The sequence below is a fragment of the Acetobacterium tundrae genome, assembly GCF_008086615.1.
Taxonomy (GTDB): Bacteria; Bacillota; Clostridia; order Eubacteriales; family Eubacteriaceae; genus Acetobacterium; species Acetobacterium tundrae.
In genome coordinates this window covers 22,632-41,365 of sequence record NZ_RXYB01000012.1, presented here as the reverse complement: position 1 = coordinate 41,365, position 18,734 = coordinate 22,632, and the positions used below count along the sequence as shown (strand labels likewise).

General features: G+C 38.7%; 21 protein-coding genes and 1 pseudogene. 6 read left to right on the top strand and 16 right to left on the bottom strand.

What is annotated here, in order from left to right; genetic code table 11:
• Positions 1-2: 2 nt before the first annotated feature.
• The 13 genes from FZC40_RS10590 to FZC40_RS10530 form a co-directional block, all read right to left on the bottom strand.
• The gene (locus FZC40_RS10590; RefSeq protein WP_148604112.1) at positions 3-2,759 is read right to left on the bottom strand and encodes a response regulator; all 2,757 of its coding nucleotides are present in this window, start codon (positions 2,757-2,759) and stop codon (positions 3-5) included.
• A gap of 136 nt (positions 2,760-2,895) precedes the next feature.
• Positions 2,896-3,369, bottom strand: a complete 474-nt coding sequence (locus FZC40_RS10585; protein ID WP_148604110.1) for an anti-sigma regulatory factor — start codon at positions 3,367-3,369, stop codon at positions 2,896-2,898.
• Positions 3,369-3,737, bottom strand: a complete 369-nt coding sequence (locus tag FZC40_RS10580; protein WP_148604107.1) for an STAS domain-containing protein — start codon at positions 3,735-3,737, stop codon at positions 3,369-3,371. The genes FZC40_RS10585 and FZC40_RS10580 overlap by 1 nt, the downstream gene beginning before the upstream one ends.
• Before the next feature lie 24 nt (positions 3,738-3,761).
• Positions 3,762-4,559, bottom strand: a complete 798-nt coding sequence (locus FZC40_RS10575; RefSeq protein WP_207724262.1) for a PAS domain-containing protein — start codon at positions 4,557-4,559, stop codon at positions 3,762-3,764.
• Positions 4,560-4,840: 281 nt separating this feature from the next.
• Positions 4,841-5,389 carry a DUF6144 family protein gene (locus FZC40_RS10570; protein ID WP_148604103.1) on the bottom strand — a complete coding sequence of 183 codons (549 nt, stop codon included), beginning with the start codon at positions 5,387-5,389 and terminating at the stop codon, positions 4,841-4,843.
• Between the two features lie 174 nt (positions 5,390-5,563).
• Positions 5,564-6,397, bottom strand: a complete 834-nt coding sequence (locus tag FZC40_RS10565; protein ID WP_148604101.1) for an AraC family transcriptional regulator — start codon at positions 6,395-6,397, stop codon at positions 5,564-5,566.
• A 12-nt stretch (positions 6,398-6,409) separates the two neighbouring features.
• Complete coding sequence (locus FZC40_RS10560) at positions 6,410-7,156, bottom strand: EFR1 family ferrodoxin (protein ID WP_148604099.1); 747 nt, start codon at positions 7,154-7,156, stop codon at positions 6,410-6,412.
• A 31-nt stretch (positions 7,157-7,187) separates the two neighbouring features.
• Positions 7,188-7,625, bottom strand: coding sequence for a MarR family winged helix-turn-helix transcriptional regulator (locus FZC40_RS10555; protein ID WP_148604097.1), 438 nt, complete (start codon positions 7,623-7,625; stop codon positions 7,188-7,190).
• A 265-nt stretch (positions 7,626-7,890) separates the two neighbouring features.
• The gene (locus tag FZC40_RS10545; RefSeq protein WP_186843771.1) at positions 7,891-8,574 is read right to left on the bottom strand and encodes a lipase family protein; all 684 of its coding nucleotides are present in this window, start codon (positions 8,572-8,574) and stop codon (positions 7,891-7,893) included.
• A gap of 80 nt (positions 8,575-8,654) precedes the next feature.
• Positions 8,655-8,825: an SGNH/GDSL hydrolase family protein gene (locus FZC40_RS17145; protein WP_186843772.1), complete on the bottom strand. Its 171-nt coding sequence runs from the start codon at positions 8,823-8,825 to the stop codon at positions 8,655-8,657.
• A gap of 76 nt (positions 8,826-8,901) precedes the next feature.
• Positions 8,902-9,834, bottom strand: a complete 933-nt coding sequence (locus FZC40_RS10540; RefSeq protein WP_186843773.1) for a tyrosine-protein phosphatase — start codon at positions 9,832-9,834, stop codon at positions 8,902-8,904.
• Positions 9,835-10,078: 244 nt separating this feature from the next.
• Positions 10,079-10,555, bottom strand: a complete 477-nt coding sequence (locus tag FZC40_RS10535; protein ID WP_243135796.1) for an STAS domain-containing protein — start codon at positions 10,553-10,555, stop codon at positions 10,079-10,081.
• Positions 10,556-10,712: 157 nt separating this feature from the next.
• Entirely contained in the window at positions 10,713-11,321 is a 609-nt protein-coding gene (locus tag FZC40_RS10530; RefSeq protein WP_148604090.1) for a TetR/AcrR family transcriptional regulator, read from the bottom strand.
• Positions 11,322-11,505: 184 nt separating this feature from the next.
• Between FZC40_RS10530 and FZC40_RS10525 the strand changes: the two genes are divergently transcribed.
• Positions 11,506-12,756, top strand: a complete 1,251-nt coding sequence (locus tag FZC40_RS10525) for an MFS transporter (protein WP_148604088.1) — start codon at positions 11,506-11,508, stop codon at positions 12,754-12,756.
• Positions 12,757-12,786: 30 nt separating this feature from the next.
• On the opposite strand, the gene FZC40_RS10520 is transcribed toward FZC40_RS10525, so the two are convergent.
• The 3 genes from FZC40_RS10520 to FZC40_RS10510 form a co-directional block, all read right to left on the bottom strand.
• Positions 12,787-13,713, bottom strand: coding sequence for an alpha/beta hydrolase (locus FZC40_RS10520; RefSeq protein WP_243135794.1), 927 nt, complete (start codon positions 13,711-13,713; stop codon positions 12,787-12,789).
• 89 nt (positions 13,714-13,802) lie between these two features.
• Entirely contained in the window at positions 13,803-15,428 is a 1,626-nt protein-coding gene (locus FZC40_RS10515; RefSeq protein WP_148604086.1) for a sensor domain-containing diguanylate cyclase, read from the bottom strand.
• Positions 15,425-15,961 carry a V4R domain-containing protein gene (locus FZC40_RS10510; protein WP_148604084.1) on the bottom strand — a complete coding sequence of 179 codons (537 nt, stop codon included), beginning with the start codon at positions 15,959-15,961 and terminating at the stop codon, positions 15,425-15,427. The genes FZC40_RS10515 and FZC40_RS10510 overlap by 4 nt, the downstream gene beginning before the upstream one ends.
• Before the next feature lie 180 nt (positions 15,962-16,141).
• Here FZC40_RS10510 and FZC40_RS10505 point away from each other — a divergent pair, with 180 nt between their 5' ends.
• The 5 genes and pseudogenes from FZC40_RS10505 to FZC40_RS10480 all read left to right on the top strand — a co-directional run bounded on the left by FZC40_RS10505 (position 16,142) and on the right by FZC40_RS10480 (position 18,589).
• On the top strand, positions 16,142-16,447 hold the full coding sequence (locus FZC40_RS10505) for a PadR family transcriptional regulator (protein ID WP_148604082.1): 306 nt from the start codon (positions 16,142-16,144) through the stop codon (positions 16,445-16,447).
• Positions 16,448-16,741: 294 nt separating this feature from the next.
• A complete protein-coding gene (locus tag FZC40_RS10495) occupies positions 16,742-17,203 on the top strand; it encodes a hypothetical protein (protein ID WP_148604078.1) in 462 nt (153 codons plus the stop codon).
• Positions 17,199-17,291, top strand: a pseudogene (locus tag FZC40_RS17440) (transposase); the annotation flags it as partial. The gene FZC40_RS10495 and the pseudogene FZC40_RS17440, both read left to right, overlap by 5 nt.
• 191 nt (positions 17,292-17,482) lie before the next feature.
• Entirely contained in the window at positions 17,483-17,812 is a 330-nt protein-coding gene (locus FZC40_RS10485; RefSeq protein WP_207706719.1) for a MerR family transcriptional regulator, read from the top strand.
• Positions 17,813-17,854: 42 nt separating this feature from the next.
• Entirely contained in the window at positions 17,855-18,589 is a 735-nt protein-coding gene (locus tag FZC40_RS10480; RefSeq protein WP_148604076.1) for an SDR family oxidoreductase, read from the top strand.
• The last annotated feature ends 145 nt before the right edge of the window (positions 18,590-18,734 follow it).

Sequence of the window (18,734 nt, the reverse complement as noted above, 5' to 3'; positions counted from 1 at the left end):
AATCAAACCTCACTTAATCTGATTAATAAGGACTCCACCTTTTCAGCAGCTTCCTTAAATTGATATTTTGAAATAAATTGATAGAGATCAGATGCTTCGTCTTTGAGTTCATCCGGCCAGCAAATTTCATAGTGGGATTCAATTACTTCTGAACATCTTTTTGGCTTTCGGACCCGAATATACTGCATGAGTTCTTCCAGAAAAGAAATCAGGGCCAAGTTTGAGGTTACGGAAAAGTTAACCTTAATGGCGTTCTCTTTCTCAGGCAATTGTTTTTTTAGAGCAGTAATCAAATTTTTTAATGGCAGATCAATATTTTGAATTAACGTTTTTAATGCTTCACTGGCAGGTTCTTCTCTGATAGCTGTTTCTAGGATTTCGGCATTTTTATTTATTTCCATCGCTCCAATATTGGCAGTAACACCCTTCAGTGTATGTACAAGCCGTTCCGCCGTGTTAAAATCTCCATTATTGATTGATTTTCGAATATCATCTATTACGTTTTTTTGACCTGAAGCAAATTTTCGTAGGAGATTCTTGTAGGATTTTTTCTTTCCCAGGACGTGACCAAGACCCAGTTCGATATCCAGCCCGCTTATTCTAATGTCCTCCTGATCCAATGGATCCTCATGGACAATATCGATACGGCGTTCAAATAAATACGGAGTATGATTGAATGACGGTATCCATCGAACCAACATTTTGAAAAGATCTCCAGGTACAATCGGTTTCGGTAAATGATCATTCATTCCGGCGGCAAGACATTGTTCCCGATCACCGGCCATTGCATTGGCAGTCATCGCTACAATTGGCAGATTCCTGAACCGATTGTTGGAACGGATTTGTCTTGTGGCTTCAAGCCCATCTAAAACTGGCATCTGCATATCCATCAGCACCAGATCATATTTTTTTTGATCAACCATTGCAACTGCAATTTCGCCATTGGCGGCTATATCAACCTGTAATCCCACATCCCTGAGGATTTCAACGGCAACTTCCTGATTGAGTTCATTATCTTCCACCAGCAGAATTTTCGCATTGCAAAGGTCCTGCAGATTCTTTTGACCCGTGACAGAATCCAGACTTCTTTTTTCCGGTTCAAGCTTACAGCTTTTTTTAGGAATTCCAAGTTCGGTTTCATACATAACCCAGGGATTGTCAGAGCTAGGATAGGGAACATTGGATTTCAAAACTTTTTCGGTGACATTAAAATGGGTGGTAAACCAGAAAATGCTGCCTTTTCCAAATTCGGATTTCACACCAACTTCACCACCCATTAAAGTTGCCAATTTCCTGGAAATGGCAAGGCCAAGACCTGTTCCGCCATATTTCCGGGTTGTGGATATATCAGCCTGCTGAAATGATTGGAAGAGTTTTGACTGCTGCTCTTCTTTCAAACCGATTCCGGTATCCTGAACTTCAAATTTAAGCTGAAATCCATCTGAAAATTCTTTATCTTTTCTAATTCTAACCGTAATTCTTCCCCGATCAGTAAATTTAATTGCATTGTTTACATAGTTAATCAGGATTTGTCCGATTCTCAGCGGATCACCGCATAATTCATTAGGTACATCCGGATCAACATCAAACACTAGCTCCAGATTTTTGGCAAGGCATTTCTCGCTGTTGCAATTGGAGAGGTTATCCAGCACTTCATAGAGTTTAAAATCAATGGATTCGATATTTAGTTTGCCAGCTTCAATTTTTGAAAAGTCCAAAATATCATTGATAATACCCAGCAGGTGCTGTCCTGACTGCTGTATTTTATTAACATAGTCCTGCTGTTTTATCGACAGATCGGTTTTCTGGATGAGATAGCTCATTCCCAATATGGCATTCATCGGTGTGCGTATCTCATGACTCATATTGGCCAGAAAATAAGATTTAGATTCCGCCGCTTCTTCAGCAAGAATTTTGGCTTCAAATAATTCCTCCTCCATTTTTTTTCTTTGCGTGATATCCGTGGAAATACTGCATATCCCAACAATATCTCCGTTTTGTTTCATTGGCACCTTGGTTGATTGGTAGGTCCGTTTCTGCTTGTCCTTTATGGAATATTCCTCGGTTACCTGGTTTTCCTGTAACTTAATGACATCCTGATCGTTTTGGTCATACGCCTCTCCGTCTGACGAAAAAACTTCTTTTGCGGTTCGGCCAATACATTCATCCCGTTTGTGACCTGTTGCTTCTTCCCAGTGCCGGTTGATATAGGTGTAGTTGCCATTTAAATCTTTTGCATAAACGGCAGCCTGTAGATTTTCCAGCACCGATTCCATAAACTGCCTGCTATTTGCGAGCTCGATGTTTTTGCACTCAATTTCTTTTAGCAGTTCCTCTTTGGAAGGCGATTCAATTTCGCTCTTCAATTCTTCGACCAGAGAATAGCTAAAATCCGGATCGATCGTGATAAAAGGTAAAAAGATTGTGAATGTATATTTTCCATTTACCGTTTCAGAAGAAACAAAATTTTCAAAATGCTGCGCTTTAAAATCCGGATTGAGCGGATAATCAAAATTGTCAAAAATGATATTGATACCATTTCTGATTGGAATTTCCCCAACAGATTCTTTAACTGAAACGGCAAAATCAATCGTCATCATACTGTCAAGAAGCTGTCTGATTGTTTCTGACACTGCCGCTTCAATCCGAGTGGCAGTCACTTCTGAACAGCCCAGTTTCAAAGCAATTGAGCGTGCTTTTTTTCTAGCCTCAATCATGGAATTATTGGAGTCAACTTTAATTTGGCCCAGTTCAATCATTACACAACCTCCATTTTGTCCATATATTATCTATTCCATCTGAATAGAGGGAGCATATTATTTTTTTCGGTTAATAAAGAATACCTTCTGCAATTATATCGGCATCCTCAGCGATGTTTCCATTTCAATTATGCACTTAATTTTCTTCGTTTTTTAGCCATTTTCGGGTGAGAATACGAGTTCCTTTTCCCGATTCAGATTTGATATGGAATTCATCCATAATTTTAATTACACTGGGGAGACCCTGCCCCAAACTGTTGACCTGTGTGCTGTAATTTTCCTGCAGAGCCAGTTCAATGTCTTTAATTCCCGGTCCAGCATCATTTGCCAGAAGCTCAATGCCAGTAATTCCGCTGACGACATCGCAGATAATATTTATTTTGATCGATCCCTTTCCAGCATAACGCAGAATATTCGTGGCTAACTCAGATGCTGCCACAGCGATCAGGACTTCATCAATCAAACTGAATCCTGCTTTGTTTGCAATTTGACGAACTGAAAACACAACGTTCTCATTATCGTGACTCAAAATCAGGTCTAATTTTTTTGTTTCGATGATCTTATTCTTTGCATCGGCTTCTATTTCAAACGGATCATTACTTCGGTTCATTATCTGTCACGATCAATCAATACTAAACCAAGTTCAAGATTCAACGCCATTTTTATTTTCAAATTGACGGCAATATCTAAATCCATCAGTCCTGAAACAACCCCTGGGCGCAAACCGACCCATACAGTATGAATCCCCATCAGTGAAAAAACATCAGTTATACGTTCAAAAGCACGATAGGTATAAGTGTCCATGACAGAAACCATCGAAAAATTAAGGATGGCACCATTAATTTCGTTTTGGTAGGCTTTCTCCGTCACCATACTTTCTATTTTTCCGATAGTCACATTGTTCATTTCTTCCGGAAGTACCACAATGAAATTGTTATCGATTACCGTTATGGATATGTTATAACCTTCTATAGTCATGTGCTTCACAATCCTATCTCTTTATTATTCTTTTGTAATAACTTCCAGACTCAGGATAATGAACGCTTCTGAAAGAGCGTCACTGAGTGTTGCCTGGGTATTGATAGCTGCCATATCAATTCCCAACTGTATGATCGTCTGAGCGACTGCCGGAGATATTCCTGACAAGATGCATTCGCAGCCCATGAGTTTGGTTGCCTTAGTGATTTTAATCAGATGATTGGCAACGGCCGTATCCACCGCCGCAACACCGTGGATATCCAGAATAATCACTTTTGAATAAGTTTCCGCAATTTTATTCAACATGCTTTCCATCATATGCTGGGCTCGCAGGGAGTCGACCACACCAACAACTGGCAGAACCAGAACGCCTTCCCAGAGTTTAATCGTCGGTGTTGACATTTCGCGGATGGTATGGCTCTGTTCTTTAAGCCGATTCTCATATAAAACACGTTCGGTGATATCCATGATAAATTCAACGCCACCGATAATTTCACCGCTGTCATCCTGCAAAGGTACAACCGAATATTCAACCTGGATCCTGTTCTCTCCAGTATTGATTTCAGTACGACCGCTAAAAGATTTGCCGTCACTGATAGCTTTCAGCATACCACACTGTTCAGTACCACACTGCTCAGTCGCAATTAAATCCTTACAGGCTAAACCAATAATATTGTCCGCAGATTTCTTTAGGAGTTTTTTTCCCGCTTCATTCATATAGATCACTTTAAGCTCTCTGTTAACTGCCATGACTGGAGTTGGAATTTGGTCAAGAATCTGAGATTTCAGTTGATCATCTGCTTCCTGATACATCTTTTTCATAATATCCTCCTTTTATTATCAGCTATTGAAAATTGTTATTGTTTCTAAAATATTTATTCTTCCAGTTATCCGCTCTCATCAAGTATGAACTATATAATTGCTTAATACCCAAAAGCAATCAAATTAAACCTTATTTTGAGCAAGGTAGTGAAAACAAGAGAAAACATGGCATTGGAGCCGGGATTCAAACGGCGAAGTGTTATTTCATCGTTTTTTGATCACTGATAATAAAGAATATAACCAAATCAATGTTTCCAGATCTAAACATTCCTATGCCACGTTTATTTCCAAATATTATTTTCTGGGATGATTTTCATTAGACATTTATCATCACCCATTTTTATGCTTTTTAACAACTCCACCTCAACTTGACACATAAACGCTTTTTCGAAAAGAACTTTACTGTAACCAGTCGTGCATTGACACCAGGTATCTGTCTCCAGTCGATCAACCCCTTCAAGCATCGGGCATGGGCAAAAATGAAACTGGAGATAGAGTTCCCCATTATTACAAAACAGTCCCGCAGCTTTTGCTTTGTCCTGATTGCCAAATTCTTCTATGCTCGAAGATATGTCTACCAGCTCTTTAACAAGTGCCAATTTCTCATCCATTCCGTACCCACACTGACAGTTCCTTCTAATCTGATGAACGATTGATTGATCAAATTGGTTTTCCAGTCGCTTCATTGTCGATTTTACCCATGTCGGATTATCTTCCGGTTTCCCTTGTTCATCCGATCCATATACGATTTCTCTTGCCGTTTCTTCATTGCTCCCATCTTTAACCGCCTTATAAATAACCTGCTCCTGAATTTTTCTGATATCGAACATTTTTAATCCTCCATTTTTTCACTTTATTGTGATCGACTGTTGTTAATAAAAATTCGTTTATGCACCTTTTAATTGCAAAAAAGCATAAAACAGACTTCTATTAAATCGAACACAGTCTTGATGACTGTTCTGATTATATAAAAAAGTCTGATTTTATACTTCTGAATTCTTGCTCTATTTAACTGGTATGCATAAATCCATAACAACATGCTGCTTATCTCTGTCAATTTTGCGATAAATATCAAGTCCATATCTTTCGTCCATTTCATAACCACTGTTTGGCATCCAGATATTAAATACGCCTTGAAAAGCTTCAAAAATATCCGGTATCAACCCATCAAAGCTGTAAACGGCAAATTTTCCGCCCTGAATCGTCATAACATTTTCAAGGGGACAGGTTGTGTCGACCGTCATACAGATGTCATATAAACATTGCCCAACATTTGTGATGGAAGGATCATCAAAGAACCGTTCAATCAAAAGGGTCTCTTCTCTGAAATAATTCTGATATTTTTCGGTGAATTCAGACCAGTTTTTTCCCAGATCAAGGTAATTTCCCAGATACCGTTCATAGATGACCTTAAAATTATCCAAATCCTTTATTTGAATCTGTTGGTTATATTCATCAAATGATTGAAACGTCGCCTTCTTTTCCAGAATAAAAGGATGGGGGGCACTGTTCATATTCACATTTTTTCGAAATGCCGCAGGTGAAACATGATGGTGCTTCTTAAATGCTGAACTGTAATTCGATGAACTGTATCCGTAGGTAACGCCGATATCGGTAATGGATTTATCTTTTAACAGCTTCATTTCGATGGCGCTTTGTTCCATTTTCAAACGTTTGATAAGCCCATAAATGCTTTCACCTGTTTCTGACTTGAAAACTCTGCAAAAATAATACTTGGAAAGATGACAATAAGCTGCTACATCTTCAATGGAGATTTCCTCATTTAAATTTTCTACAATATAATCGATGGCTTTGCTGACCAATTCGTTTTTAAACATAATATTCCTTTTTCATTTATACTGATATCTATCTCTCTTCTCAGTGAATTTACCATACTGAATTGCTGATTGTTTGCATCCATTAATACATTTTAGACAGAATGTACATTCCCCTAACCACATAGGTTTTCCATCCATCATATGTATTGTATTGCATGGACAACTACTTTCACACTGTTTACAACCATTACATTTTTGTGTAACAAAAAACTTCTTAATATGATTGGCTTTTCTATAGCCATATCCAGTAATTGGAGTAACAAACCGGATACTTCCCTTTTTTATATATTCAATATTTTCTCGATACTCGATCATCAACATAATTTTATCTATTTCCACCTCAGCCTTTTTCAAAATAGTGCTTTGTTTATCTATATTAATAATATTATATCCCACCACATAATTGTCAATCATCTGTACGCCGAATATTCCATTTAATTGCACTTGCTTATTTCTTAAGGTTTGGATTAATCTGTCCATCACATTTCCCGCAGCTATCCCATATGTTGTTATTGCATAAACATATTGCTTCCGATATCCTGATAATTTTAGCTGTACTATAAACTTCTCAACTATTTTTGGCATACAATACCAATAAACAGGAAAAACGAATCCAATTTTTTCATTCTTTTCGACTTCATATGTCTCATTTTTCTCAATGATGCTTTCAGAAATATCGACTAGCCTTTCACCTGTTCCTTTCGCAATTTTATTAGCAACATGTTTAGAATTTCCGGTTCCGCTAAAATAAAAAATCATCTTACTTTTCCTTCTTTCGTTTTCATATATTTCATATGTTCTTTTTCTCCAATTTTTCTACCAAAGAAGAAATAATCTGCTCAACAATTATAACTTCTTTTTCATTGGAAGCAATACTTTTAATGGTATCTGTAACCCATTTATAAACAGCTTTATCTCCCTGCAAAATGGAGCTTCCCTTTGCGGTGAGTTCAACATAAAAAATTCTTTTATCCTCTGCCGATTGCATTTTTTCAACTAGTTTCATATTAATCATTTTTCTTATAATTGCAGAAACCGCTGGTTTAGTCAAAGATAATTTTTCTGCTATTTGGGAGAAATTCGGTCTCTGTAATGAATGGATTACTAGCAAATGGTAATAGTCATTATTAGAAAATTTTTCTGCTTCCTCCTCAGTTAGTGTAGCATTAAGATTTCGTATACATTCTTCCCATAATAAATTTACAAGCGCAGCAAATTTCGCTTCCATAACTAACCTCCAATTACCGTTTCTAAATTAGTTAACAATTTTTAATTAAATATCATTAACTAATTTATCATAATAAAAACGTACTGTCAATAGTACGCTTTTTTGCAATTACTTAAATTATTTCAAATATTCAACCCGAGTTGTGTTACCCATATGGGGACATCCTTCTTCTATGTCACCCAACAAATCCCAGGCAAACTTATATTTTCTCTCCATTGCGATATCCACCAAATAATTTTGAATGTTAGATTCATGTCCTCAATCCTTAATTATTTGCCATTGATATTGCCAATTCCTGCAAATTAATGGCCTCAGGACAAAAATTCGGGTTCTTTTTACGCAAAGTGTTCATATAATCGATATCCAACTCACCCAACTTCTGAAAATAACAGTTTATCCGGTGATTTAAGAACAGGTTATTCATCTGAAAACTAATCGGCACCGAAAAATCAACGTGTTCATAAAATAACCCCTTTTCCGTAAAGGGCGGCGGATATTCAAATGCAGGCAGGGTTGGAATAAAATCATGCACATTAAAAATCCGATAGCTGTTTTTAACATAAGTGTTGTAATCATTCACAAAATCCGGAGCACCAGGTCTACCAGCAGCATAAGTGTAAACAACGAGATCTTTATTTGGTATATTGACTGCAAAGTCCAGTGCTGTCATTATGGCAAGATCTCCTCCCAGACTATGGCTGGTTAGATAGAGTCTTTTGTCTTCAGGCAGTTTCCGTACAATCTCGATCAACTCTTCGCACATCGACTGATAAACCCGGGTAATTCCTCTATGGCTGTTGCCGACATTTTCCACATAGGGTAATGGAGTCTGAAAAAGATCGAGATCAGAATCCAGATTCAGAGTCGAATCCGATCCACGAAAAGCCAGTACAATCCGATCCTGAGACTCCGCGATGAATCCGAACTTTTCTTCAATTTCTTCAGTCACCCCTGCTATACCTCTGAATGAGTGACGGAGCTCAAACCCTATTGGCAACTCTAATTTATTTTGATCAAAATACAGATAGGTCAGGTAACAGAAACCCGCAAATAAAATCGCATCCCATCAGTGGTATCCCCGTTAATTTCGCTGTTTTGCATTCGGATCCCGGTCTTCTTTTCTGCGAGGACATGCCATTTATCTTTGTGGGCTACATTATATCCAAAAGTCAAACTGTCGCCAAAACAAACAATTTTCAAAATTATCTCCTTTTTTCTGAAAGTCTCTGCATCATATGAATTGAGCCTGGTCTTTCAGTCCCATAATAAGCAACCATTATTCAAGATACATATCTCTCAACTTTGTCACATCTTTATCAGTTAGTCCAATTGCTTCTTTTAAGAAGTTATCCATCGATCCATATTTTTCATTGATCGCATCAAACATTTTTTCCATATAGCTTGAATTTGCACCAACCACGGCATAAACGCCTTCAATTATTTTAGCGTCATCTGTTCTTTTTTTTGTTTCACTGACCATATAATCAATATTATCAGCATAAAAATCATTTGTTAATGCAAAATCTTCCATAATTGTCTCTCGGTCTACACCAAGAGCCGAGAGTAGTAAAACGGCTGCTAGACCAGTACGATCCTTGCCTGCAGAACAGTGAAACAGAATTGCTCCATTTTCATGTGCAAGTAATTTTTCAAAGAATTCGTGATATGCCTGTTGCCCATAAGTACTCGTAACAATGTATGAATACAACGTATCGCTTATTGTTCCATTTTCAACCTCTGTGATCGCATCACCTACTGGATCATCAGTACGCACAACTGACATCGCAGTTAAATATGCAGGACTGGTCTCATCAGCAATTCGAACATTCTCCTCAGTGACCCCATCAATAACCGGATCTAGAGCTGCTTCAATTTCTGCTGTTGACCGTAAATCAATGATTTCCGTAAGGTGATATTTTCCAGTTAATGTGGTAATATCTTCGTTGGTAGCACCAGATAATTTTCCTGTTCTTAGTAAAATGCCATCTTTAATTTTTTTTCCGTCAGTTGTTACATATTCCCCCAATTGACGAGCGTTATCAACCCCTGTTAATCCGATTGTCTGACTTTCCTGGGTTACTGTATTTTTTATCTGTGCATTGCCGGCTCCTTTTTCGCTGGTGTTAACGCCACATCCTGCCATTGCAAAGATACAAACTAAAGCAGTTACACATAACCCCAAAAGAATAACTTTCCTATCTTTTTCCATTACCATCCCTCCAAATTTTTATCTTGAATTTTTAATAGTTCACACACTTTTCAGTTGGTTATACAAATGACACGGGGATGTTTTTAACTGCCTGTCCTCAACTACTGACTGATAAGATGACTAACGAAGCATCCCTGATGACTTTCCGTTTCGCTTGATTTGTATTATACTACAATGCGATTGTTTTTGCATCTTTATTCATGAAATTTGATAAAGATCGCGTGGCATCGTTTTTTACAGACTATTATTCATAGGTACTCAACTTTTCGGCAAGAATTCGCACATAATTCTTAGTACGCTCGATGTGCCCAACTGTATGATAGTCTGATCGACTGCCGGGGATATTCCTGACCATGCATTCACAGCCCATGAGTTTGGTTGCTTTGGCAATTTTAATCAGACGGTTTGCAACGGCCATATCCACCGCCGCAACACCGTGGATATCCAAAATAATCACTTTTGAATAGGTTTCCGCAATTTCATTCAGCATGCTTTCCATCATATGCTGGGCCCGCAGGGAGTCGACTACACCGACAACCGGCAGAACCAGGACGCCTTCCCATAGTTTAATCGTCGGAGTTGACATTTCCCGGATGGTATGACTCTGTTCTTTGAGCCGATTCTCATATAAAACGCATTCGGTGATATCCATGATAAATTCAACGCTGCCGATAATGTTGTCCGCAGATTTCTTCAGAAGTTTTTTCTCCGACTCATTCATATAGATCACTTTAAGCTCTCTATTGACTGCCATGACCGGATTTGAAGTAGGGATTCAAACAGCGTAGTAGGTAATTCACCGTTTTTCTGATCACTGATAATAAAGATCATTATAAAATAAATGGCTTACTTCTGCACTCAGCCAACTTCAATCAATTTCAGCTGCCAAATAAATACCAATAGACAATTTCTACCAATTGTTCTTGATATTCACTTTTATCAATATCTTCCGGTAATTTTGCGACAAATGCGGAAGTACCCTGAACCAGAAAATAAGCCATTCGAGACATCACCAGGGGATTTTCGGTCCGCTGTTTTACATATGGGCTTTCTTTGCAGAAGGTATAAATTTCGTTCAAGATTTTGTCGTAAAATTCGCCTTGAATATCGTTTAATTTCGGATTCGCCATGACAATACTGTCAAAATCCTGAAACATAACCACATCTTCATATGCATGATCCATTCCATTTTGGACAAAGCTTAAGATCGTTGCTTTGGCAATTTGTGGTTGTTGATCAAGTTTTCTTGCCAGTTCACATAAATCCAAATAACTTCGACTAAGGAAAATGATCATGATCTCCTGAAAAATACTCAGTTTATCCGGAAAATAATTATAGAAACTGCCGGTTGAAACACCGGCCAGTTTGGCAATTTCTTTGGTATTGGTATTATAATAACCTTTGGTATTAAACAATTGTTGGGCGGATTCAAGAATTTTTTTTCGATTGACAATGGTCCGCTCTTGAATTTTTTTTTCTTTCTCCATTTTCAACTCCTATTTTTTCTCTAAATGTTTGCTATCCAAGTTTATACTAAGGATAGTATGAAACCGCTTATTTTGCAAGGTCTCAATAAATATTGAACTTTAGTTCATAATTTTGTTGACAACATCTTTTCAAAGTTATATACTCGATTAAAGAAATGAACTAAAGTTCAATTTAGGAGGTAGTATGAAAGAACCGAAACTTTTCAACAAGAATTTCACCCTTATTGGAATCGGACAACTCATCAGCATGTTTGGCAATTCACTACAGCGTTTTGCCTTTTCGTTGTACATTCTCGATCTCACCGGCTCAGCCGCCATGTTTTCTCTGATTATATCCCTAGCTATCTTGCCCACCATTATTCTGGCACCCATCGGCGGCGCAATTGCCGATCGGATGAGTAAAAAAAGAATCATGGTGGTGCTGGATTTTTGCTGTGCCCTGATCATCGGTTTTTTTACCGTCTTTATTTATGGCAATAATAATCAAATCTTGTGGATTGGAATTTTAATCTTCGCCTTGTCCACCGTCAACAGTATCTATGAGCCCACCGTTCGGGCCAGTATTCCCAGTGTTATTCCTAAAGAGCACTACAATGCCGGAAACAGTATGGTCAGCCAGATCAGTGCCCTGACAATGTTGCTCGGACCGATCTCAGCCGGCTTTTTATACGGCTTCTTTGGACTGCAGGTTATTCTCGTTATCAATATGATCAGTTTTTTTGTGGCCGGCGTCATGGAATTATTCCTATTGATCCCTTTTGAAAAAACAAAAATGGAAGCCTCTCCCATCGTGACTTATATCAGCGATATAAAATCAACTCTGATATTTCTATACCGCGATAAGCCCTTTGTTTTATACCTCCTGTTTATTGCCGCCGGAATCAATCTTTTTTTGACACCACTTTACACGGTTGGTGTTCCCTATGTGGAAAAGATTGTTCTGGGCGTATCCAATCAGCTATACGGCATCTCAGAAGCCATACTGGGGATTGGTATGATTGTCGGCGCAATGCTGTCGACAACCCTTGCCAAGTACAATCCTTTTGAAAAGCTTCATCGCCTCTTTGTCTTTATGGGACTAGGCATTCTTGGCATGGGCCTGTGCTTAACTCCCTGGATATTAGGCAACACACCGACTGCCTATGGGTTATTCACATTTTTCGGATTTATTCTGATGTTTTTTGTCGCCAATGTCAACATCCAATCCTTAACGTTTATTCAACAGCAAGTTCCCCAAAACTTAATGGGTAAAACCATGGCTCTGACCGCTGCTTTATCCACCGCTTTCATGCCCATTGGTCAGGTTCTGTTCGGCCAGCTCTATGACAAACTGAGCTCCGGATTAATTGGTATTTATATTTTAGTTATGATTTTGAGCTTGGGCTTTGCAAAAATCATCTATCGTATGAATTATAACCGTCAACAATGTATATAGTTTCCAAACGTTCCGCTGCCACACTTAAACTTAGTCAGCAAAAGCATTTTTCAATGCCGCAACTCGTTTTATGACACTCTGGTGCACGATTTCGCTGTCTTCGGCGATTTCAAAACCATGAATGGTTCCGGTAGTCCGATTCAATTCAACTTGAATCCCGCTTTTTTTTAACGCTTCAGCAAAATTTATCCCTTCATCCCGCAAACAATCAAATTCAGCGACTTCAATATAGGCATCCGGCAGGTTCTCTAACGAAGCGGCTTCCATGGGGGACGCATATTCTTTGTTTGAATGGACCCCCTGCCCGAGGTAGAGCTTCCACATTTTCTGATTCAGTTTGGCGTTCCAGAGCGGGGTATCGGTAAATTCTTTAACTGACTCGGTCATCTGCCGGGCATCAGTGACCGGATAGATGAGCATCTGAAAACAGATTTTCGGCGCAATTCGGTCACGAACCATCAGGCAGACAGCCGCTGCCAGTGCCCCACCGGCGCTATCGCCACCAATGGCAATTTTATTGGGATCGATGCCGATTTCTGCCGCATTTTGATCAATCCACTTCAAGGCCGCAAAACAATCTTCAACCCCAATCGGGAATGGATGTTTCGGTGCCAGCCGATAATCAACAAAAACCACTTTGCACGGCGTTCTTAATGCATATTGACAGACTAAATGCTTATGGAATGCTGCTGACTTCAGGACAAAGGCCCCGCCATGCAAATAAATAAGACAGGGTAATTCCCCTTCCACAGCCTCCGGTTCATAAATTCTTAGCTCAATCGGTTTGTCTTGATAACCGGGAATCCTTCTTCTGATTTCACACACACCTTGATCCGACTGCCTGTTATTGAAACTTTTCTCGATCACTCCATTCATCAATGGTAAAAGTATCGGAGCTAAAGGTGTTTTCATATTTTGATATTTTTTAAAATCGCTATGGATATTGTAGTTACTCAATGGTACCTCCCGCTAGTAGTCAAAATTTTGGCTGGTATTGCCATTGTTGATGCTTTATCTCCCCTCGATCTGATTCCTGATTATCGCAATTATTTCAAATATTCAACCCGATTGCGGCCATTTTTCTTGGCCAGATAAAGAGCGGAATCAGCTCTGGATACAATGCTTTCCTGAGATAAGTCACCCTGATAAGCGGCAACACCGATGCTGATGGTTACCCGACCGGCCCGGGTAAATATATTGGCACCGACCAAGCTTAGCAACTTTTCTGCCAGCCCGACGCTGCCTTCCAGGCCGGTATTCGGCAGGATGATAAGAAATTCTTCACCGCCCCATCGACCGACCACATCATCGCTTCTAACATGGTTTTGCAGAATCGCCACCAGTTCCACGAGGACCTGATCCCCCACCTGGTGACCATAGTTATCGTTGACCCGTTTAAAATGATCAATGTCTAAAATTAGAATCGAAAAAGGCACCGTGGCAATTTTTGCCAACTGTATTTGTTCTTCCATGGTTTCATCCAGCTTCAAGCGATTGTAACTTTGGGTCAGCTTATCCGTAACTGACAGCCTTACGATTTCGTCTTCCATGATTTTCCGATCTGAAATATCCCGGGTTACCCCAAGCATTCCGATGAAGCTTCCATCTTCGCTGTAAATACCCGAAACGGTTGCTTCTGTCCAGACGGTGGTGCCATTCTTACAGGGCTGTTCCAGTTCGCCGCGGAACACTTTAAACGGCAGATTGTTCTGTATCAATTGACTGGCATTTTCCAGTCCTTTCTGCAGATGGATTAATGAACTAGGACAGAGAACTTCTTCCGGTGATTGTGCCAAGACTTCCGCAACTGTATATCCCCGGAGTTTTTCAACGGAAGGGCTGATGTAGGTAAATTTGCCATCCAGACCCATGGTCCAGATGACATCTGCCGCATTATCTGCCAGAAGCCGATGCAGTTCTTCACTTTCCCGAAGTTTTTTCTCAATTACTTTTAACTCGGTGATGTCCCGAATTACACTTAAAGTATGTGGAACCCCTTTTATTTTAATGATTCTTGATGAAACGAGACCGGTTATGATTTGATCACTTTTACCATGAAAATTGATCTCTGCATTTTTAATAAAACTATCTTTCATAAGCCTTTCAATAAATCTTGCGTGTTCATCCAAATCATTGCAGTAATCTGTAATCAAGATCGTTTTGTTCTCTAATTCTTCTTTTGTGAATTTCATGGTTTCCAAAAACGCCTGATTGTATGCACTCACTGTTCCATCTTCAATGTTAGAAATAATGGTCATGTCCGGAATAGTATCAAAAATCATTTCAAAGTGTTCCTGAATCTCCTTGATTTCATGAATGGAGATTTCTAATTTTTTGGTCATGCTGTTAAAAGAATCCGAAAAATCACCGAGACAATGAACACTCTGGGAAAAATCTCCCGCCGCAATGGCCTTTGTTTTCCAGGTTAAATTTCTGAGGGACGCCTGTAAGGATTTCAGCGAACCCAAAACATAACCTTTCCCATTTATCTGATAGGAAAGATTGCCGTTACCCAGTTCTACCACTGCTGCTCTAATGATTTTCATAGTTTTATCCAGCTGTAAAAAGCCCACGTCATTTGCCAAACTGGTTGGAATATCCTGTTTTGTTTTGACATCATACAGCTGTACTTCGAGATAATCCAATAGTAATCTGGCCTCATCACTGATCATTTTTCACTTTGGTTCCCTTCATTTTTAGCTTTTGCACTAAACCGACAGGTTCGATCACCGGTACACCAGCAGTCAATTTCTTTGACAATAAATGGTATCCCGGCAAAGCTTTCAAGTAATGCCGAAATAAAACCTTCGTCGTAGGTACAGATTTCATACCCAGTTTCCGGCAGCCCTGAACAGTCAAGATCTTCCGACATTGTTAGGGTGAGTTCACCTTTTTCCATATCTGCTTCTTCGATTCTTAGAATACCCATCCCCAGTTCTTTTAAGACATCTTGAAGCTGATTGATAAATTGATTAAGATCGTCCGTTTTTTCTAACATATGGAAATAGAATTCTTTCCCCGCCAATTGTCCCGCATCATAAAATATTTCATTTGTTTTTTCCCAGCCAACATGTTTTTCAATAATGTCTCTAAAGGTAAATTGCATTAAACGATATACTTCAACCCGAGTTGTGTTACCCATATGGGGACGTCCTTCTTCTATGTCACCCAATAAATCCCAGGAAAACTCATATTTTCTCTCCACCGCAATATCCTCCAAATAGTTCTAATGGTTAGGCCCAACCCGGCAGCGCAGCGCACAGCATTTACACAATTGCCTATCCAATTTATAGTTAAATTTTCTTTTTTATATGTTCGCTTTGAATTTGCTACGTAATATTTTATCCTGTCATGTTCTTAAAGTAAAGAAAAAAACCTGACAGAAATGTTTACAGGCCTGCTTGAGGGCTGTGTCCTTGAAATTATTAGCGCTGGCGAAACCTATGGCTATAAAATCACACGACGTTTAAACGCACTTGGTTTCGCTGATGTTGTGGATGGAACAGTCTATACCATTTTGGTGCGGCTTGAGAAGAAAAACCTCGTTGATATCGAAAAAAAGCCGTCCGATATCGGGCCGCCACGCAAGTTTTATGTACTTAACGACGCTGGACGCCAAGAACCGCAGAAGTTCTGGGACAAATGGGCGTTCGTGTCCTCAAAAATTAATGAGTTAAAGGAGAATAAATAATGAACTTTGGGAACAAATTACCAGCAGCGACATGATTAAAGAATCAAAAACCTTTGAATCACGGGCCAAAAAGCTACCGAATAGGTTTTTATAATCTTTCGGGCCAGATGTTTCATCAACCGTTCGGGTGTTTTTTTGATCGTGTTGGCTTCCACATGGGTGGCATCAATGCTCACGCTGCTGTCGTTGAGAATCCCTACAGGGTTATTTTTTTTGCTCTGTTTTATAAAAAAAATCACTTTTATAGGCTTAAACTCATTAAATTTCCTTGTGGTTACTGGACCTTTTCGTACTATGATATTTCCGCTGTATTTTTCGACTTTTTCACATGTCCCGAAGCGTCCCCCATGTCTTACAGAGTTTCGAATTGCCGCCTTGGTAGCGGCAAAGCTTGAAAATGTAAAAAGTATGACCGACTACAGTTATCCGGTTCAGACAAGCTTTGCCTCCAGTCCGGAATTTTCCGGTGGGGTAAAAAAGGTTCTAAAAGAATACGGATTGCCGGAAATTAATTCGGTTTTAGAGATTTTTGACTGGGCAGAACTGAAAATTGTGCCCAGCTCTTATGATCTGGAGCCGATTAATGATTCCAGTGCGATTTTTACCGGGCCTTTTTCCAAACCCTGCTTGAAACAAACGATGCCAGAGAAACGAAAAAAGATTATTGCCTATTTCGGAACCGGTACCATCTCCGGAAAAAAGGTTGTTGAGACCCTCACGGAAGCATTTTATTATACGGATACCGAGCTTTGTTGAAGGTAACAATAATCGCCTTAAAATGATCAAACGCACCATGTATGGTCATGCAAAATTCCCTTTATTACGCGCTAAGGTTTTGTGCTAAAATGAGACTCAGTACTCAAATTTAAGAAAGAACCACCGCTACCCCGTAATAATCAATATTTTTTGGAAACCTAAAAAAACGGTATTATATATGATATACAAAATTAAAATAAATTAAAAAACAACTTGCCTTGGAGGTAACTCCAAGGTATAACATAAAATTGTGGAGATTAGAAAGGTGGTGACTATAGGTTGGAGGATATTTACTCAATAAAACAAATATCACAACAAATAGGATTAAGTGAAGATACTATCCGTTACTATGAGAAGATTGAGCTACTTCCAAAAGTCAAAAGGAATAATATAGGCTATCGTGTCTATAGTTTAGAAGATAGAGACTTATTGAACAATATCGTATGTTTAAAGAATACAGGTATGACTTTAAATCAAATAAAGCTATATGTAAAGCTTAATACTATTTCAGAAAGATATAAAATGCTTTTAACCCACAAGAAAAATATTGAAGATCAAATGAATGAATTACAAAGAATCATAGAAATAAAGTTGAAGGCCATGGAGTAATAATAATCGGATTTGTGAAGAAAAAATAAGGGGGGAATATTTATGACCATAAAAAAAGAAAATAAAATTGTATTAATTACTGGTGCCAATAAAGGTATAGGCTTTGAAACAGCTAGACAATTGGGCGCAAAAGGATTTACAGTATTAGTTGGAGCTCGCAGTAAAGAACGAGGAAAAGAAGCTGAAGTAAAATTACAAGGAGAAGGAATAGATGCTCATTTTATAGAAATTGATGTAACAGATCAAGCGTCCATAGATCAAGCAACTAAAAAAATAGAAGAAGATTATAAAAAACTAGATGTTTTAGTTAACAATGTAGGGGTAGCGCTAGATAAAATTACTGCATCCGAATTAGACATTAGTGTATTAAGAGAAACCTTCGATATTAATTTTTTTAGTATGTTTGCAGTAACAAAAGCTATGTTACCTTTAGTTGGTAAGTCAAAAGCTGGGCGTATTGTAAATATGTCCAGTGGATTAGGTTCACTTACACAGCAGAGTGATCCTAACTATGAATACTATAAATATAAAGGATTGGCGTATGATTCGTCTAAAACAGCAATTAATCAGCTTACAGTTCATTTGGCTTATGAGTTAAAAGATTCAAGTATTAAAGTTAACTCGGCTGATCCAGGATTTACTGCTACTGATTTAAATAACTTCAGAGGAACCCGTAGTGTAGAACAGGCTTCAAATATTGTAGTCCGACTTGCTACCCTTCCAGAAGATGGACCTACAGGTGGATTCTTCGATGAAAATGGAGTTGTTCCTTGGTAAAAGGTTGATTGTATGTACTTTTTCAGGATATTGATCGGAATGGCAAGGTGTAGATCGGGAACATAGCTGATAGTGAAAATTTGCGGAAGTAATCACTATCTGTATTTCGGAATCGTGAACGAAAGCTCGCCAATTTGCAGCACCA

What these genes read in the sequence shown, in the direction of transcription:
- FZC40_RS10535 (WP_243135796.1), bottom strand. Translation starts at nt 10,555, where the DNA reads ATGAATGAGTCGGAGAAAAAACTTCTGAAGAAATCTGCGGACAACATT.
- FZC40_RS10495 (WP_148604078.1), top strand. Translation starts at nt 16,742, where the DNA reads ATGATATTTCCGCTGTATTTTTCGACTTTTTCACATGTCCCGAAGCGT.
- FZC40_RS10570 (WP_148604103.1), bottom strand. Translation starts at nt 5,389, where the DNA reads ATGTTCGATATCAGAAAAATTCAGGAGCAGGTTATTTATAAGGCGGTT.
- FZC40_RS10585 (WP_148604110.1), bottom strand. Translation starts at nt 3,369, where the DNA reads ATGAACCGAAGTAATGATCCGTTTGAAATAGAAGCCGATGCAAAGAAT.
- FZC40_RS10580 (WP_148604107.1), bottom strand. Translation starts at nt 3,737, where the DNA reads ATGACTATAGAAGGTTATAACATATCCATAACGGTAATCGATAACAAT.
- FZC40_RS10540 (WP_186843773.1), bottom strand. Translation starts at nt 9,834, where the DNA reads ATGGAAAAAGATAGGAAAGTTATTCTTTTGGGGTTATGTGTAACTGCT.
- FZC40_RS10525 (WP_148604088.1), top strand. Translation starts at nt 11,506, where the DNA reads ATGAAAGAACCGAAACTTTTCAACAAGAATTTCACCCTTATTGGAATC.
- FZC40_RS10565 (WP_148604101.1), bottom strand. Translation starts at nt 6,397, where the DNA reads ATGTTTAAAAACGAATTGGTCAGCAAAGCCATCGATTATATTGTAGAA.
- FZC40_RS10515 (WP_148604086.1), bottom strand. Translation starts at nt 15,428, where the DNA reads ATGATCAGTGATGAGGCCAGATTACTATTGGATTATCTCGAAGTACAG.
- FZC40_RS10555 (WP_148604097.1), bottom strand. Translation starts at nt 7,625, where the DNA reads ATGGAAGCGAAATTTGCTGCGCTTGTAAATTTATTATGGGAAGAATGT.
- FZC40_RS10505 (WP_148604082.1), top strand. Translation starts at nt 16,142, where the DNA reads ATGTTTACAGGCCTGCTTGAGGGCTGTGTCCTTGAAATTATTAGCGCT.
- FZC40_RS10575 (WP_207724262.1), bottom strand. Translation starts at nt 4,559, where the DNA reads ATGAAAAAGATGTATCAGGAAGCAGATGATCAACTGAAATCTCAGATT.
- FZC40_RS10530 (WP_148604090.1), bottom strand. Translation starts at nt 11,321, where the DNA reads ATGGAGAAAGAAAAAAAAATTCAAGAGCGGACCATTGTCAATCGAAAA.
- FZC40_RS10560 (WP_148604099.1), bottom strand. Translation starts at nt 7,156, where the DNA reads ATGATTTTTTATTTTAGCGGAACCGGAAATTCTAAACATGTTGCTAAT.
- FZC40_RS10480 (WP_148604076.1), top strand. Translation starts at nt 17,855, where the DNA reads ATGACCATAAAAAAAGAAAATAAAATTGTATTAATTACTGGTGCCAAT.
- FZC40_RS10590 (WP_148604112.1), bottom strand. Translation starts at nt 2,759, where the DNA reads ATGATTGAACTGGGCCAAATTAAAGTTGACTCCAATAATTCCATGATT.